This is a genomic window from Bombella mellum (assembly GCF_014048465.1).
Taxonomy (GTDB): domain Bacteria; phylum Pseudomonadota; class Alphaproteobacteria; order Acetobacterales; family Acetobacteraceae; genus Bombella; species Bombella mellum.
In genome coordinates this window covers 22,248-36,670 of the sequence record NZ_PDLY01000001.1, presented here as the reverse complement: position 1 = coordinate 36,670, position 14,423 = coordinate 22,248, and the positions used below count along the sequence as shown (strand labels likewise).

Here is a 14,423-nt window from a genome sequence, read left to right as displayed (position 1 = left end):
ATGATCCGCCCGCCATACAGAGGCTGAACGACCCTGTCGAGCCATAACTGTCTCACCATGATTTCACACTCTCCTCGCCACAAATCTCAGCCAGAGCCATCCACTCAGGGCGGCGATGAGAGACCCGGCAAGAATGCCCGTCTTGCTGGAAACACAAAGCATGAAGGCAGGAAAAGCCAGCGAGGCCATGAACAGGCTGACGGTAAACCCGACACCACAGAGCAGGCACAGCCCGAACAGCATTGACCATGACGTATGCGCCGGCAGGGAGGCAAGGCGGCATTTTATGGCACACCATGTCACGCCGAAAATGCCGACCGTCTTGCCACACACAAGCCCGACGGCCACGGCGCATACCAGCCTCAGGCTGAGAGTCTCGGCAGGCACATCCAGCAGCGGGATTCCCACTGAGACAAAACCGAACAGGGGCAGGACAAGCCATGTCACCCACGGTGAAAGCCCCCGTTCAGCCCGCTCCAGAGGAGACCGGTCACCTCGCCCCACGGTCGGCAGGCACAGGCCGAGCACGACCCCGGCCAGCGTCGGATGCAGTCCTCCTTCAAGAAGGCAGAACCATAGCAGACAGCCGGACAGCCCATAAAACCACAGGTTTTCCACCTTCCGCCACCCGGCGCAGGCCATCAGCCCCGTCACGGCAGCCGCCCCCAGCAGAGGAAGGACATGCAGGGTGCCGCCATAAAAGACCGCCAGTATGAGAATCCCCAGCACATCATCAAAGATGGCCAGAGCCATCAGCCAGACACGCCCTCCCTCAGAAACATGCTGCCCCAGAGCCAGCATGACAGGAAGCGTGAAAGCGGCATCCGTCGCCACCGGAATGGCCCATCCCTGCCGCAGGGCCGGGTCCGGGGCCGCCAGCAGCGCATAGAGACCAGCCGGAACGGCCACGCCCCCCAGGGCTGAAAGACAGGGCAGCAGGCACCGCCTGACACTGGAAAGATGACCGGTGACGAGTTCCTTCTTCAGCTCCAGCGTGATGACTAGAAAGAAAAGTGTCATCGGCCCGATGGTCACGAGTTCAGCAGCACTGGGCAGAGAAAAACACCCGGCGGCAGAGCAGACCTGCCCCAGCGGGACATCCAGCCATTCATGAATGAAACGCAGCGGCGAGTTGGCCAGAACAAAACCCAGTACCGCCATCACGAGAAGCAGGAATGGCCCGCCGGTCTCCGGTGCCAGCATCCAGTGCCGTTCGCCTGCCTTCATCCTTTCCTCCCGACCATAATGAGCCGGTCACCTCATACAGGCTTCCGCAGCAAAGGTCTCCCCCATGTCAGGCAACGAGAAGGTGGTCAGTAATGTGAGAACAGCGCACCATCAAAACGATATACCAGCTTGAAATAATAGGCGTTGGTTTCCGGCACATAGCGTCCATCCACCGAATGGGCATAACGGGTCGTGATGTCCAGCACGGGGCTGATCTTCCACATCAGGCCTACTCCCAGCGTCACCTCCCGGCTGCTGCTGTCCGCCACGGACCGGCCCAGCGTGTTGTCATGCCACCCGGCATTGTTCTGCCAGTCCATCGAAAAGAACGGCTCCCACGTGCGGCTGGCCTTCCAGCTGAAGCGCAGGTTGCTGTGGAAAGCCGTGCCCGGATGATAGGAATGCTCACCTTTGTTGTGCATGGCGGACGCCACGACGGCCCCAAGGTCACCATCGAAACTGAAATGCTTCCACTCATAATCGAACATGAAACTGGACAGATTGGACCAGTATTGAGGATTCAAGGCCCTGCGGGTCGCACTGGGTGTCTGCATGAAGGTCTGGATACCAAACGTGCTGTGTTCGTTGGGTTTGAACCACACGGCAGGCCCCGTGATGGTCGGCCCCAGCCCCCCATAGTTCGTCCCGTTGGCCAGACGGTAACTCTCCGACTGGATCACCTCATAGGCGAAACCGACATGAGGAATTGAATCAAACGTCCAGAAATGGACGTACTTGCTCATTCCGGACCAGGTATGGCTGCCCTTCTCCGGCCTGCGTGTCCCCTGCCCGTCATAATAGTTCCCCGCCGCATTGCCATCCCCATACTGGACGAACACGTTGAACGGCTTGAAATCCACCGGCAGGTCATATTCATGAGGGCCAATGATCGAGAAGGTGATCTCCGAGGCACAGGCCGGAGACACCACCAGCAGGCAGAAAAGCAGCCCCAGAAACGGAACGCCCCGTAAGCTCGATCCCCTCAGGCACAGCATGCAGAGCACCTTCCCCACAAAGCCAGACGTGATGCAGGCCTGCCGCCGGAGGTTCTGCGCCACATGATCCTGCCGCCCGGGCACGGGCAGCCAGCTGACGACGGCTCTTTCCTCTATAGGGGGAGATGCTGTGAATTAACAGGTCACATTAATCACAAATATAACAGTACCCTATCAGTACGTCTTCAATGACCCTTCAATATTTCTTCGTCGGGCAGCAGTAGTCCGATCACTGTTCCATGTCTTCGTGACGGCGTGCCCAGAACCAGTACAGGACACCCGTCACCAGAAGACTGACAAACCAGGACACGTCCACTCCATGAAGGGCAGGAACAAGGGGGCCGGTATAGGGGCCGGTCTTCATGAAAGGCAGCTCCACAAGAACCCCGATGACATAGATCAGCACGACCGGAACATTAAAACGCCCGTATGGCCCGCCATCAGCCCTGAAAAAGGCCATGACGTCATAACGGCCATGCCGGAGCAGGTAATAGTCGCACAGGTTGATGGCCGTCCATGGCACGAGCACGGCCATCAGAATGTCCAGAAAGGACGTGTAGGCCTTCAGGAAGTCCCCGACCATGCCAAGGCTCATCACGAGGGCCGCCGCCAGCAGAAGGACCGTCATGACCAGCCGTCCTCCCAGACCGGCACGCCATGACGGACGGAAGGTCTGCACCAGTGTCAGGCTGCACAGGGCACCACAATAGACGCTCATGGCATTGGCCAGCGGAATGGCCAGTGCCAGCACGAGCAGGACGATGTTCCCCAGACGCCCCCCCGTATGGGACAGGGCACCGGCCAGTGGCAGCATGGGATAGCTGAGTGACAGGAGACTGCCCAGCACCATGGGCAGCACCGCCCCGATGACTGTGCCACCATATGTGGCCCAGAAGGCCTGACGGCCCGCCCCGACCTCATCCGGCAGATAGCGGGACGAGTCCGACACGTAGGGAGCATAGGCGATCTGCCAGAGGGCAGAGACAGAGAAGGCCCCGAAAAACCCGGCCACCGTGCCATGCATGTCCGCCAGCAGCGCACGGGAGAACCCGCCCAGCCCGCAGCCGATGGCATAGAGGACGGTCACGATGGACACCCAGCTGGCCAGACGGGAACAGACATGAATGGCCCGGTACCCCATCATGCAGGGCAGGAGCGTCAGGACGGCGATCAGCCAGACCCCCCGGCTTCCCTCAAAGAACGGCAGGACATGGGCAAGAGCCTCTCCCCCCACGACACAGTTCGAGGCCGCAAAGCCGATATACATGAGGACGACAAGAATGATGATCGGCACGGACCCGTAGATGCCGAACTGCCCCCGGCTCTGCACCATCTGGGGGACGCCCAGCCGTGGTCCCTGCGCCGCATGAAGGGCCATGAAAACCGCCCCCACCACATTCCCCAGCAGCAGGGCCAGACATGACCAGAAAAGGGAAAGCCCGAAAACGGCCGGCCCGAGAGCACCGGTAACAACCGTCAGCAATGTCATGTTGGCACTGAACCAGACCGAGAAGAGGTCCGTTACACGTCCGTGACGATGCGTCTGCGGGACGGGGTGGATGGTATGCGTTTCCATAGGGGTACTCATGGCCCCGCTTTTCCCACACTCCCCGAGGCGTGAAAAGAGATTACTTTATCGCAATCTTTCCGAGGCATCGGACTCCCTCCGGAAAATGACATGACGGACCCAAATAGGCTTTGAATTTACAGTCAGGTTTCTTTAACACATAGTGTATTATCATGCCCTTCTCAAAGGCGTTTCCGTACTATCAGGGTTCTTTTTAGAGAAATGGGGAAGCCATGCCAGTCCACTCTCACTACCCCATTTCCCAAAAAGAATCTTTATATGGGTCACAATTTCCAGATTATTGTCCCCTCCTGACCCGAACTTCAAATATCCGCTACATTCTGGCCTTTTTCCTTGCCATCATCTGTATTGCCCCGTCTCCGGCACGGGCACAGGTACTTGATGAAATCATCGGCAACGAGCCGATGCTCAGGGTGGACACGCCCCTGCCTGCCCACAGCGGCTACACGACCTCCGTCCCTCCCTTCGACCGGCCAGAAGCCCTCTTTCCCCACGGCTTCGGCATGACAGACTGGCTACGTAAACGTGGCATCGCCTTCCTGCTCGACAACACGAACGAATTTGCCGGAGCCATCACCCCCCCCACGAAACGGTATCAGAACTCCGAGCATTTCGCTCCCTACAAACAGGGGGCCAGCAATGCCGGGCAATATGCGGCCTCCGTCAACATCAACTGGGAACAGCTTGCCGGGCTGCGTGGATTCTCCACACATAGCATCATCGTGGGCCGATACGGCACGACAGCCAACCGCATGTTCGGTGACTGGCTGAACCATGCCTCGGAGGATTATGGCGGTGGCGGCAACGTGGTCATCCATCTGGTCATGGCCTATGGGGAGGAAACGCTGTTCGGTGGCCGCCTCTCCATTGCGGCAGGCCGCATGTCCGAAATGTCGGACTTCCAGAACAGCCCGCTTTTCTGCAACTTCCAGAATGGCAGCATCTGCGGCCGCCCCAAGGCGGCGACGGACAGCAGCTTCGTCAGCGGCTATCCGGCCGCCGTCTGGGGGGGGCGCATCCGTGTCCGGCCAAGCCGCTTCCTCTACGTCCAGGCCGGCCTCTATGCGGGCGAGAACGGCATCTACAAGAATGACCAGCACCGCACGGGCTTCAAGTTCAATGGCGGGAACATCAACGGCTTCCGCCTTCCCTTCGAAACGGGCTGGGAGCCGATCTTCGGCAAGGGGCATCAGGGCCATTACAAGATCGGCGGCGTCATGATGACCGCTCCCAGTCCTAACAACTATCTCGACGAGGCGGGCCACCCTTACGCCCTCACAGGCGGCAGGCCACGCACCCGCCATGACGGCTACGGAGCCTGGTTCATGGCCGACCAGCACATCCTGAACCATTACGGCAGCGGCAAGCGTGGCATCACGCTGCTCAGCGGCTTCCTGTATAACGACAAGCGCATCGCCCTGCGGGAATGGCAGACCTACGCCGCCCTCATCGACCGTGGCATTTTCCGCTCACGCCCCTTTGACACGTTCGGCGTCTCTTTCACCTATGAAAAGATCGCCCCTGGCGTGCAGGCAACCGAAAGCCTGATGCTGGACACCCAGCAGTTCCGCCGCCTCCCCGACCACGCAACGGGTGTCCAGCGTCATGCCGCCGTGCTGGAGGTCAACTATGCCATCCATGTCTACCGGGGCATCATCTTCCAGCCTCTGATGGAATATTATTTCCGTCCCAACGGGCAGGGCAATCTGCGTGATGCCGCACTGCTCGGCTTCAAAAGTCACATCGAAATATTCTAGACCTCACGGCGATTCCACTTTCATGACAGAAAGCCGGGGCTTCAGTTCTTCCATCTGAAAGAACAGATGGCCCTTCCGACATGTATGTCTGCCACCCGGTCACAGAAATCACATGAACCATCTTCATCTTTACTATTGCATGCACCCTCTTTCTACGGTGTTATGCTGAAGAGACCTTGATGACCTGTCCCCTCCGGGCAGGCATCATCCGCCCAGCACAAGGAATCATTTCATGCAGTTCACATCACTGTACAAAGGCCTGACCCTGTCCGTCTTCGGTCTGAGTGCCCTGGCAGCTCCGGCCCTGGCTGATGACGCCGCTTCAGCCAGCCACAACGGTACGCCTGCCAGCAGGCACGCAAAATACGAAGCCCGGAAACAGCACCGTGCCTTCCACCATCTCTCCGAGCATGGTCAGCTGGCCATGGCGAGCATTCTGGATGCACAGCAGTTCCTCGCCAATGGCCAGAACAGCAAGGCCGTTGACGCCCTCCATTCTGCCAGCACCCATCTGGACGCTGCCGCAAAGGCCCGTGAGCAGTTCACTGCTGCCGAAGCCGACCTTCATCCGGCCCCGCAGCACCCTGTCTCCAGCACCCATAAGGCACAGTCCGGCCCGACGGACTGGATTCCGGTCGGTGGTGAGGTCATTGCCACGGACATGCTGGAACCCAGCAAGAAGAGTGCCATCGCCACGGCCAATGCCCAGCTGAAGGCAGGCCAGACCCAGCAGGCCGCACAGACCCTCCAGGTCGTCGGTCAGGACATCGACTTCATCATCGCCCTGGCTCCTCTTGCCCAGCTTCAGGGTTATGTGAACCGTGCCACGACCTTTGCCGAGGGCAACAATGCCGACGCTGCCAAGGTGGCCCTGAATGATGCCCTGAACACGCTCGTTTTCGTCTCCGAGAACGTCGTGACGGAAGCCACCAGCAGCGCAGCCGCCAAGAAGAAGCACTGAGACAGATCCTTTTCCCGTCCCTGAGGAAAAGCTCCCGACAGAAAAACCGGCACGGTCATCCCGTGCCGGTTTTTTCATGCCGGAAAACGGAACGGCCTCAGATGACCGATCCAGGGCCGTGTGGATAATCACGGACGGAACCACATGAAGCTGGCCTTTTTCTGCGCTCTCAGGCCTGTGGAAAACCATGTGGGTAACGAACATGCTCTCTTGACAGCGATTCCCTCAAGCCAGACCGGGGAGTCGCCATCAGATCAGGGCAGGACTTGTTCACACCCCCTTCACTGGCCAGCTCTCCGGATGAGGGGCTGCCCTGATGTAGCCTGCGCCGTACGGTCATCATCAGGCAGGGCATCGGACCAGCCTCCCCCCAGCGCATTGTAGAGGCGGGCGAGGTCCGTTGCGAACGTGCTGTCACTGGCCGCCAGATCAAGCTGCGCCTCCTGAAGTTTCTCCTGCGCTTCCAGCACGGAGAGATAGGTCGCCAGTCCCGCCCTGTACTGGCTGGTCGAGAGGGCGAGCGCCCGTTTCTGGTCCTCCACGGTGCTGGCCAGCCCCTCATGATGAATCTGCTCGTCATGATAGGCCTGCAGGGCGTTGTCGACCTCGTTCCAGGCCTGGAGAACCGTCTGCCGATACTCCACGGCCGCCGCCCGCTGTGCCGCCTTCTTCAACCGCAGCTGCCCGTACAGCCTTCCCCCCTGGAAGATCGGAAGAGAAATGCTGGGACCGACATTCCACGCACGGGCATTCCAGAAACCCAGGTCCCGGAAAGACAGGGTCTGGAACCCGAAATCAGCCGTCACCGTCACCTTAGGATAAAAATCTGCCGTGGCTTCTCCAACTTCCGCCACCGTCTCCCGCAGACGCTCCTCCGCCTCCCGGATGTCCGGGCGACGGTGGGCCAGTTCGGAAGGAAGACCGGCCGGCACGAAAGGCGGAACGGCCGGGATGGCCGCCGTCTGACCCAGTTCCTGATTCAGGCTCTGTGGCGGCATGCCCAGCAGCAGGGCAATGGCGTTCTTTTCCCGGGCCACCGTTTCATCCAGATTGGCCTGCTGGGCCTCGATCCCATGCAGCCGGGCCTTCATGCTGTCCACGTCCAGCTCCGTCACGAGGCCGCTCCTGTAACGGCTCTGGGCCAGGGACAGCAGGTTCTGCACGGTGGCATGGCTGTCTGCCAGAACACGCTGGCGTGTCTGGTCACCACGCAGCTGGAGATAGTCACGGGCCATGTCCGCCTGACGGGCGATGAGGATGCTGCGCCGCTCCTCCTCGCTCATCTTCATCAGATATTTGGCGGCCTGATACTGATACGCCACACGTCCCCAGAGATCGATCTCATAGGTCGCATCAATCTTGTCCTGCCACTGGTTCAGAAGAGGCACCTGCGCCTGCTGGGACCCCTGAAGGAAATTGGCCTCCTGCTCAGGCAGGTTGGGGAACCCCTTGCCTACCCGCTTGAAAATTTCCTGCAGCTGTTTGGAGCTGTGCTGTGACCGGGCATAGGTGCCATAGGCCGACAGGCTGGGGAAACGTTCTGCACCGGCAATGATCATCTGGGCACGGCTCTGGGCCAGATTCTGCGTGGCCAGCAGGAAGGAAAGGTTCTGCGTGGCCACACGATCTTCCAGAGATGTCAGCTCAGGGTCATGAAAGCTTTTCCACCAGGCATCGGCCATCGGCAGTTCCGTCACGACGGAAGCGGGCGAGGCCTTTTCACTGGTCCTGTCCGCCGGGGCCGCATTGGCCCCGTGCGGGCCGTGCCCACCACGGGCGGCCGACCGGCCCGGAGGCTGGTTCCTGCCATTATGCAGGTCGTAATGGGGCGGTGCCCAGTCCTTCGGCGGGTGATATTTCGGACCGACCATGAGGCAGCCCCCCAGCCCCAGCAGGGCCACCCCACACAGGAGATGTCGGCTGAAACAGCGTGAAGGCAGGGCACCACCATCATTACGGACAGGACGGAACAAATGAGCGTCTTTCACAGTGAAGCTCCTGCGTGATAATCAACATAAAACGGGTTGGAAACGGCTCGCCCGTATGGACCCTGCTGCACCAGCAGCCTATCATGCCCCCTCATGCGCAGGAGCAGCCCTTCTACAAGACGATGACCCAGACCGAACAGACGGCCAGACGCCTTCCCCGCAGCGGCAGGGGGACATCCAGCAAATGTGAGCAGATACTCCAGAGTGCCGGACAGCTTTTTCTCCAGCAGGGCTATGAGCGGACATCCATGTCGCAGATCGCCCGCATGGCCGGTGTCTCCAAAGGGTCGCTCTACAATCATTTCGAGAACAAGGCCGACCTGTTCACGGCCTTTTTTGAGGAACGCAGCCGCACACGGCTCAACACGCTGAAATCCGTCTCCCGTGCCCCGCAGCCGGACCTGCGGACAGCCCTCAGACAGGCGGCCGCAACCATCATCACGCTGATGATCGACCCGGAAGCCATCGGCCTCTACCGCATCGTGGTGGCGGAGGCCAACGAGTTCCCCAACCTGGCGGACACGCTCTGGCATTACGGCGTCTCCCGCACGCTGACCGGCCTTGCCGAATGGTTTGCCGACAAGCACGCAACGGGCCAGCTCGTCATCAGGGACATTGATCTCGCTGCCGAGCAGTTCCTCACGATGTGCCAGACCCGCATCATCCACCGGAGCCGTCTCTCCCTCCCCGTGGACACCAGCCAGACCAGCATAGACGGCGTGGCCAGCATGGTGGCGGACAGTTTCCTCAAGATGTATGCCCCCTGAGGAGATCATCCGGCAGGCTTCCCGAATGCTCAATGCCCACCTCCTCCACCGCTTCCGCTACCTTTCATCGGAGACATGAGGAAACAGAAGGGCGCGACGCAGAGGGCCATGATCCCAAGGACATTGAAAAGCTGGTTGTAGGCCAGCATGGCCACCTGCCGCATGAATTCCTGATACATGTGGGCCACGGCAAAGGCATGGGCACGCAGCGGGGCCAGGCCATGAGCCTCCGCCAGCTTCTGGACATGGAAAATATAGTCCCGGAACTCCGGCCGTGAAGCCACGGCGTGTGCAGACACGTCCGTCTGCTGGACCTGCCGCATTTCCGTCAGGGCGGCCGTGGAAAGCGAAATGGCCTGGGAACCGAAATAGTTCCGTACCATGCTGAACAGGGCCGAGGCATCACCGTTCAGCTCCCGTGGCAGGGTCGCATAGGCGATGGTGGAAATGGGCACGAACAGGAAGGCCAGCGGAGCCGTCTGCCTCATGCGGCAGATCACCAGATACCAGAAGTCCACGCCGGAATAGAGCGTCGCCGCAAAGAAGCAGGACAGGGCCATGAAGAGGAAGCCCAGCCCGATGAGATACCGGACCTGCACATGCTTCATCAGCATCCCCACGAAAGGAATCAGGACCATCACGGCCATGCCGCCCGGAGCCATGAGCTGCCCCGCAATGGTCGCCGTATAACCCTGCACCTGCTGGGCAAACTGCGGCACGATCACGGCGGACGCATAGAGCAGCACGCCCACGGCACCGATCATGAACGTCCCGAGAGCAAAATTGCGGTCTTTCAGCACGCTGAGCCGCAGGAGGGGATTCCTGGCCTTGAGCAGCCAGATGATGGCCCCCAGTGTGCACACCCCCCCGATGATGGCCATGGTCGTGATGAAAGACGAACCGAACCAGTCGTCATCCTCGCCACGGTCCGCCATGATCTCCAGACAGCCGAGACCCAGCGAGATCAGGCTGATGCCGACAACGTCCACCCGCTCCTTCACGGCCTTCACCCACGGCGGGTCTTCCACCAGGGCGATCACGGCCATGACCGTCATGATGCCGAAAGGCACGTTGACGTAAAAAATCCATCGCCATGAATAGGTGTCCGTCAGCCAGCCCCCCACCAGCGGCCCCAGAACAGGCCCCACCACGATGGCCAGGGCCGTCAGGCCAAAGGCTGCGCCACGTTTCTCTGGCGGAAAGATGTCCAGAATGATGGCCTGCTGCACCGGCTGCAGGCCACCACCAAAGAACCCCTGCATCAGACGAAAAATCACCAGCATCGGCAGGGAGGTGGACAGCCCGCAGAGGAATGAGGACAGGGTGAACATCGCCACACAGATGAGGAAATACCGCTTCCGTCCGAACCTCTTGGCCAGCCAGCTGGAGATCGTCAGCACGATCCCGTTGGCCACGAGATAGGAGGTCAACGCCCATGTGGCATCATCATAGGAACTGCCAAGCGAGCCTGCGATATGAGGCAGGGCCACGTTGACGATGGTGGTGTCCAGCACTTCCATGAAAGCGGCCAGCGTCACCACCACCGCCACGAGCCAGGGGTTATGCCTGGGCTTCCAGTTGTGATGCTCTCCTGTCGACGTGTCAGCCATCGCCGGTCTCACTCACCCACATGGACGGTTGGCTCGACCGACATGCCTAGGGACAGGGGCAGCCGATCATCAAGCCCGCTGTCGATCAGGATCTTCACGGGGATGCGCTGCACGGTCTTCACGAAGTTCCCCGTCGCATTCTCGGGCGGGAAGGCACTGAAGGATTCACCGGACCCCTTCTGGATGCTCTCCACATGCCCCTTCAGGTGCAACTGGGGGTAGGCATCCACCTCGATCTCGGCCTTCTGGCCAGGCCGCATGTCGGCAAGCTGGGTCTCCTTGTAGTTGGCCACGATCCAGACATCCTTCGCCACGATGGAGAACATCTCCTGCCCTGTCTGCACGAAATTGCCCTGCTCCACCGAACGCTGTGATATCCAGCCATCCCGTGGTGCCCGGATGTCCATCCAGTCCACGTTCTGGCGGGCCAGCTCCAGCTCGGCCTGGGCCGATTTCAGCGTCGCCTGGGCCTGCGTGTAGTGGGCATAGGCATTGCCGATGTTCGCCTTCACCGGCTCGGCCTGGGTCAGCTGCCCCTGGGCCTGAAGGACGGACGCCGTCGCCTCGTCCAGTGCCGCACGGGCATAATCGATGTTCTGCTGGGTCGTTGCCGCACGCTCGACACGATGCTGACGGACATAATCCGTCTGTGCCCGGAAGAGACGGGCCTTGGCCTCATCCAGCGCACCCCGGGCCGCCATCAGCTGGCCGGGATAGTTCTTCTGCGCCACGGCATAGGAAAGATCATAGGAGACCATGTCCGCCTCGGCCTGTTCCACGGCCGCCTCGGCACGGTGCAGCTGGGCCAGATAGTCACGTCCGTCAATCTGCACGAGGAGATCACCCTTGTGAACGAACTGGTTGTCATCCACCAGCAGGCGGGACACATACCCGCTGACATGGGCGGCAATGGAAATCTTCCGGCCCGTCACATAGGCGTCGTCAGTCTCGACCTTGTTCCGGTTGAAAAAAAGATACAGCCCGATACCGAGCACGGCCATGACCAGAATGAGGACCAGGATGAGCTTCCGTGCTCCACGGTCCCTGAAAGACTTTCCTGCCCTGTCCGGGGCGGCCTGACGTTCTCCGCCATCCCCCGCTGTGGCGGAATGAGTGTCAGACTGTGTACCGGCCTGCGCCATGGTCACCTCAAAACATGAAATTATCCGTCCTGCACCCTGTCAGCTCGGCTGTCGCCCACATGGCCGTGACTGGACCAACAATGATCTGAAAAGAAAAATGACCAATCGGTCATTCTGTATGTGAGAAGGCGATATCCCATTCATGTGGAACAATCAAGCACTTGTTCCAGAATGGCCATGTTCATGAAAAATTCGTGTCCGTCAGGCTCCGGCCAGCAGGCGGGAGCCTGACGGACAGGACGGGAAACGCCCCCTGCTCAGCCTTCCGTGGACGCCCTGCGCCGACTCGCTGCCTGGAAGGTGTTGTGCAGCAGACAGGCAATGGTCATCGGTCCGACACCACCCGGAACCGGCGTGATGTGCCCGGCAACCCGGCTCGCCTCCTCGAACACCACATCCCCGACAAGGCGGCTCTTGCCCTCCGGCGTCTGCACCCGGGTGATGCCCACGTCAATGACCGTGGCACCGGGCTTGATCCAGCTGCCCTTCACCAGTCCGGCCTTGCCCGTCGCCACGACAAGGATGTCGGCAGACCGTGCCAGTTCCTCGATGTTGCGGGTATGGATGTGCGCCACGGTGACGGTGCAGTTGGCCTTCAGCAGAAGCTGCGCCATGGGGCGGCCCACCAGATTGGAGGCCCCGATGACGACCGCCTTCAGCCCCGTCATGTCCTCATGGACGGACTGCAACAGCTTGAGACAGCCCAGCGGCGTGCAGGGCACGATGCCATTCTCCATGCCCAGTGCCAGACGCCCCGTGTTGACCTCACCCAGCCCGTCCACGTCCTTGTCGGGATGGATGGCGTTGGTCACGGTGGCCGCATCAATCTGCGGAGGCAGCGGCAGCTGGACCAGAATGCCATCAACCTTTGGGTTTTCGTTCAGCTCCTCGATCAGGGCCAGCAGCTCCTCCTGCGACGTGCTCTCCGGCATCATCTGCATGAAGGACTTCATCCCCGCCCGATGGGTCTGGATCGCCTTGTTCTTGACGTACACTTCCGAGGCCGGGTCATTCCCGACCAACACCACGGCCAGACCGGGCAGCTCATGCCCCTGCCGGACCAGCATCTCGACCTGTTCACGGATGTCAGCCGTCATTCCGGCTGCCATGGCCTTGCCATCAATCAGTTCTGCGCCGCCGCCCGCATTCATGGTGGTGGTTGATGCTGTCATGAACGTACTCCCCGCCAAACCCGTTTTCCCGCCTCTCTATGCCCATTGGACAAGACATGACAAGACCTGATCTTTCCGCTAGAGACAGGAACAATGAATGGATAGCCCCTCCATAAGCCAGAATGAAGGAACTCATCCCGTGCGTGATGATCTGCGCAAGAATTTCGCCAGCGATAACGTGACCCCTGCCTGCCCGGCTGTCATGCAGGCCATCGCTGATGCCAACACAGGCAATGTTCCTTCCTATGGCCAGGATGACCTCTCCCTGACGCTGAACCGGCGTTTCGGCGAGGTCTTCGAGACGGAGGTGGCCGTCTTCCCGGTTGCGACAGGCACGGCCGCCAATTCCCTGGCCCTCTCCGCCATGGTCCCACCCTACGGGAGCGTCCTGTGTGACCAGAGTGCCCACATCAACAATGAGGAAGGCGGGGCACCGGAATTCTTCACCCAGGGGGCCAAGCTGGTGGGAATTCCCTCACCGGAAGGACGCATGGACCCGGCCAGCCTGCCACCCACCCTGGAACAGAACCGCTCCAAGGGTGTCCTTACGCCTCCTTTCACGGTCCTGTCCCTCACGCAGGCCACGGAATGGGGCACGACCTACCCCTGCGACACGATCGCCACCCTGTCGGACATCGCCCATGAGCACGGGCTGACCGTCCACATGGACGGTGCCCGGCTGGGCAACGCCGTGGCCCATCTGGAATGCAGCCCCGCCGACACCACGTGGAAGGCCGGGATTGACGTGCTGAGCTTCGGAGGTACCAAGGCCGGGGCCATGGCGGCCGAGGCCATCGTCCTTTTCCTCAATGACCGGACACGCCCGATGGTGGACACCATGACACGCCGCATCAAACGTGGCGGGCACCTGTGGTCCAAACAGCGTTTCATGGCGGCGCAGCTCCTGGCCCTTCTGGAAAATGACCTCTGGCTGGAAAACTGCCGTCATGCCAACGCCATGTGCCAGCAGCTGCGGCATGGCCTTTACAAACATCCCGCCGTCAACCTGCCTTTCGCCACGGAAAGCAACGAGATTTTTGCCGTCCTGCCGGAAGCCCAGCTGGAACAGCTCCGCACCGAAGGCTACCAGTTCTATACCTACCCCACGCCACAGGGTGTTCCGGGCAGGCTGGTCCGGTTTGTCACCAGCTTCTACACACGCCCCGAGGACGTGGATGCCCTTCTGGCCAGCCTCATAAGCTGACGGACACCTTAC

General features: G+C 60.6%; 11 protein-coding genes. 4 read left to right on the top strand and 7 right to left on the bottom strand.

The window, feature by feature from the left end:
• Positions 1-63 precede the first annotated feature (63 nt).
• From nhaA to CPA56_RS00155, 3 genes are all read right to left on the bottom strand, one after another.
• On the bottom strand, positions 64-1,227 hold the full coding sequence (gene nhaA / locus CPA56_RS00165; RefSeq protein ID WP_182040043.1) for a Na+/H+ antiporter NhaA: 1,164 nt from the start codon (positions 1,225-1,227) through the stop codon (positions 64-66).
• An 86-nt stretch (positions 1,228-1,313) separates the two neighbouring features.
• Entirely contained in the window at positions 1,314-2,222 is a 909-nt protein-coding gene (locus CPA56_RS00160) for a transporter (RefSeq protein WP_182040543.1), read from the bottom strand.
• Between the two features lie 229 nt (positions 2,223-2,451).
• Positions 2,452-3,798 carry a purine-cytosine permease family protein gene (locus CPA56_RS00155; protein WP_229707237.1) on the bottom strand — a complete coding sequence of 449 codons (1,347 nt, stop codon included), beginning with the start codon at positions 3,796-3,798 and terminating at the stop codon, positions 2,452-2,454.
• Positions 3,799-4,022: 224 nt separating this feature from the next.
• Between CPA56_RS00155 and CPA56_RS00150 the strand changes: the two genes are divergently transcribed.
• Both CPA56_RS00150 and CPA56_RS00145 read left to right on the top strand, forming a co-directional pair.
• Positions 4,023-5,567, top strand: a complete 1,545-nt coding sequence (locus tag CPA56_RS00150; protein ID WP_182040041.1) for a carbohydrate porin — start codon at positions 4,023-4,025, stop codon at positions 5,565-5,567.
• Between the two features lie 232 nt (positions 5,568-5,799).
• Entirely contained in the window at positions 5,800-6,528 is a 729-nt protein-coding gene (locus tag CPA56_RS00145) for a YfdX family protein (RefSeq protein ID WP_182040040.1), read from the top strand.
• Positions 6,529-6,809: 281 nt separating this feature from the next.
• On the opposite strand, the gene CPA56_RS00140 is transcribed toward CPA56_RS00145, so the two are convergent.
• Positions 6,810-8,516: an efflux transporter outer membrane subunit gene (locus tag CPA56_RS00140; RefSeq protein WP_326831268.1), complete on the bottom strand. Its 1,707-nt coding sequence runs from the start codon at positions 8,514-8,516 to the stop codon at positions 6,810-6,812.
• Positions 8,517-8,530: 14 nt separating this feature from the next.
• On the opposite strand from CPA56_RS00140, the gene CPA56_RS00135 reads away from it, so the two are divergent.
• On the top strand, positions 8,531-9,283 hold the full coding sequence (locus CPA56_RS00135; protein WP_182040039.1) for a TetR/AcrR family transcriptional regulator: 753 nt from the start codon (positions 8,531-8,533) through the stop codon (positions 9,281-9,283).
• Positions 9,284-9,312: 29 nt separating this feature from the next.
• Here CPA56_RS00135 and CPA56_RS00130 read toward each other — a convergent pair whose 3' ends face one another.
• From CPA56_RS00130 to folD, 3 genes are all read right to left on the bottom strand, one after another.
• Positions 9,313-10,893 carry a DHA2 family efflux MFS transporter permease subunit gene (locus tag CPA56_RS00130; RefSeq protein WP_182040038.1) on the bottom strand — a complete coding sequence of 527 codons (1,581 nt, stop codon included), beginning with the start codon at positions 10,891-10,893 and terminating at the stop codon, positions 9,313-9,315.
• Between the two features lie 8 nt (positions 10,894-10,901).
• Positions 10,902-12,035 carry an HlyD family secretion protein gene (locus CPA56_RS00125; RefSeq protein ID WP_182040037.1) on the bottom strand — a complete coding sequence of 378 codons (1,134 nt, stop codon included), beginning with the start codon at positions 12,033-12,035 and terminating at the stop codon, positions 10,902-10,904.
• Positions 12,036-12,292: 257 nt separating this feature from the next.
• A complete protein-coding gene (gene folD, locus CPA56_RS00120) occupies positions 12,293-13,207 on the bottom strand; it encodes a bifunctional methylenetetrahydrofolate dehydrogenase/methenyltetrahydrofolate cyclohydrolase FolD (RefSeq protein ID WP_182040036.1) in 915 nt (304 codons plus the stop codon).
• Between the two features lie 97 nt (positions 13,208-13,304).
• Here folD and CPA56_RS00115 point away from each other — a divergent pair, with 97 nt between their 5' ends.
• Positions 13,305-14,411 (top strand): threonine aldolase family protein, encoded by a 1,107-nt coding sequence (locus CPA56_RS00115; RefSeq protein ID WP_182040035.1) that lies wholly within the window; start codon positions 13,305-13,307, stop codon positions 14,409-14,411.
• Positions 14,412-14,423 lie beyond the last annotated feature (12 nt).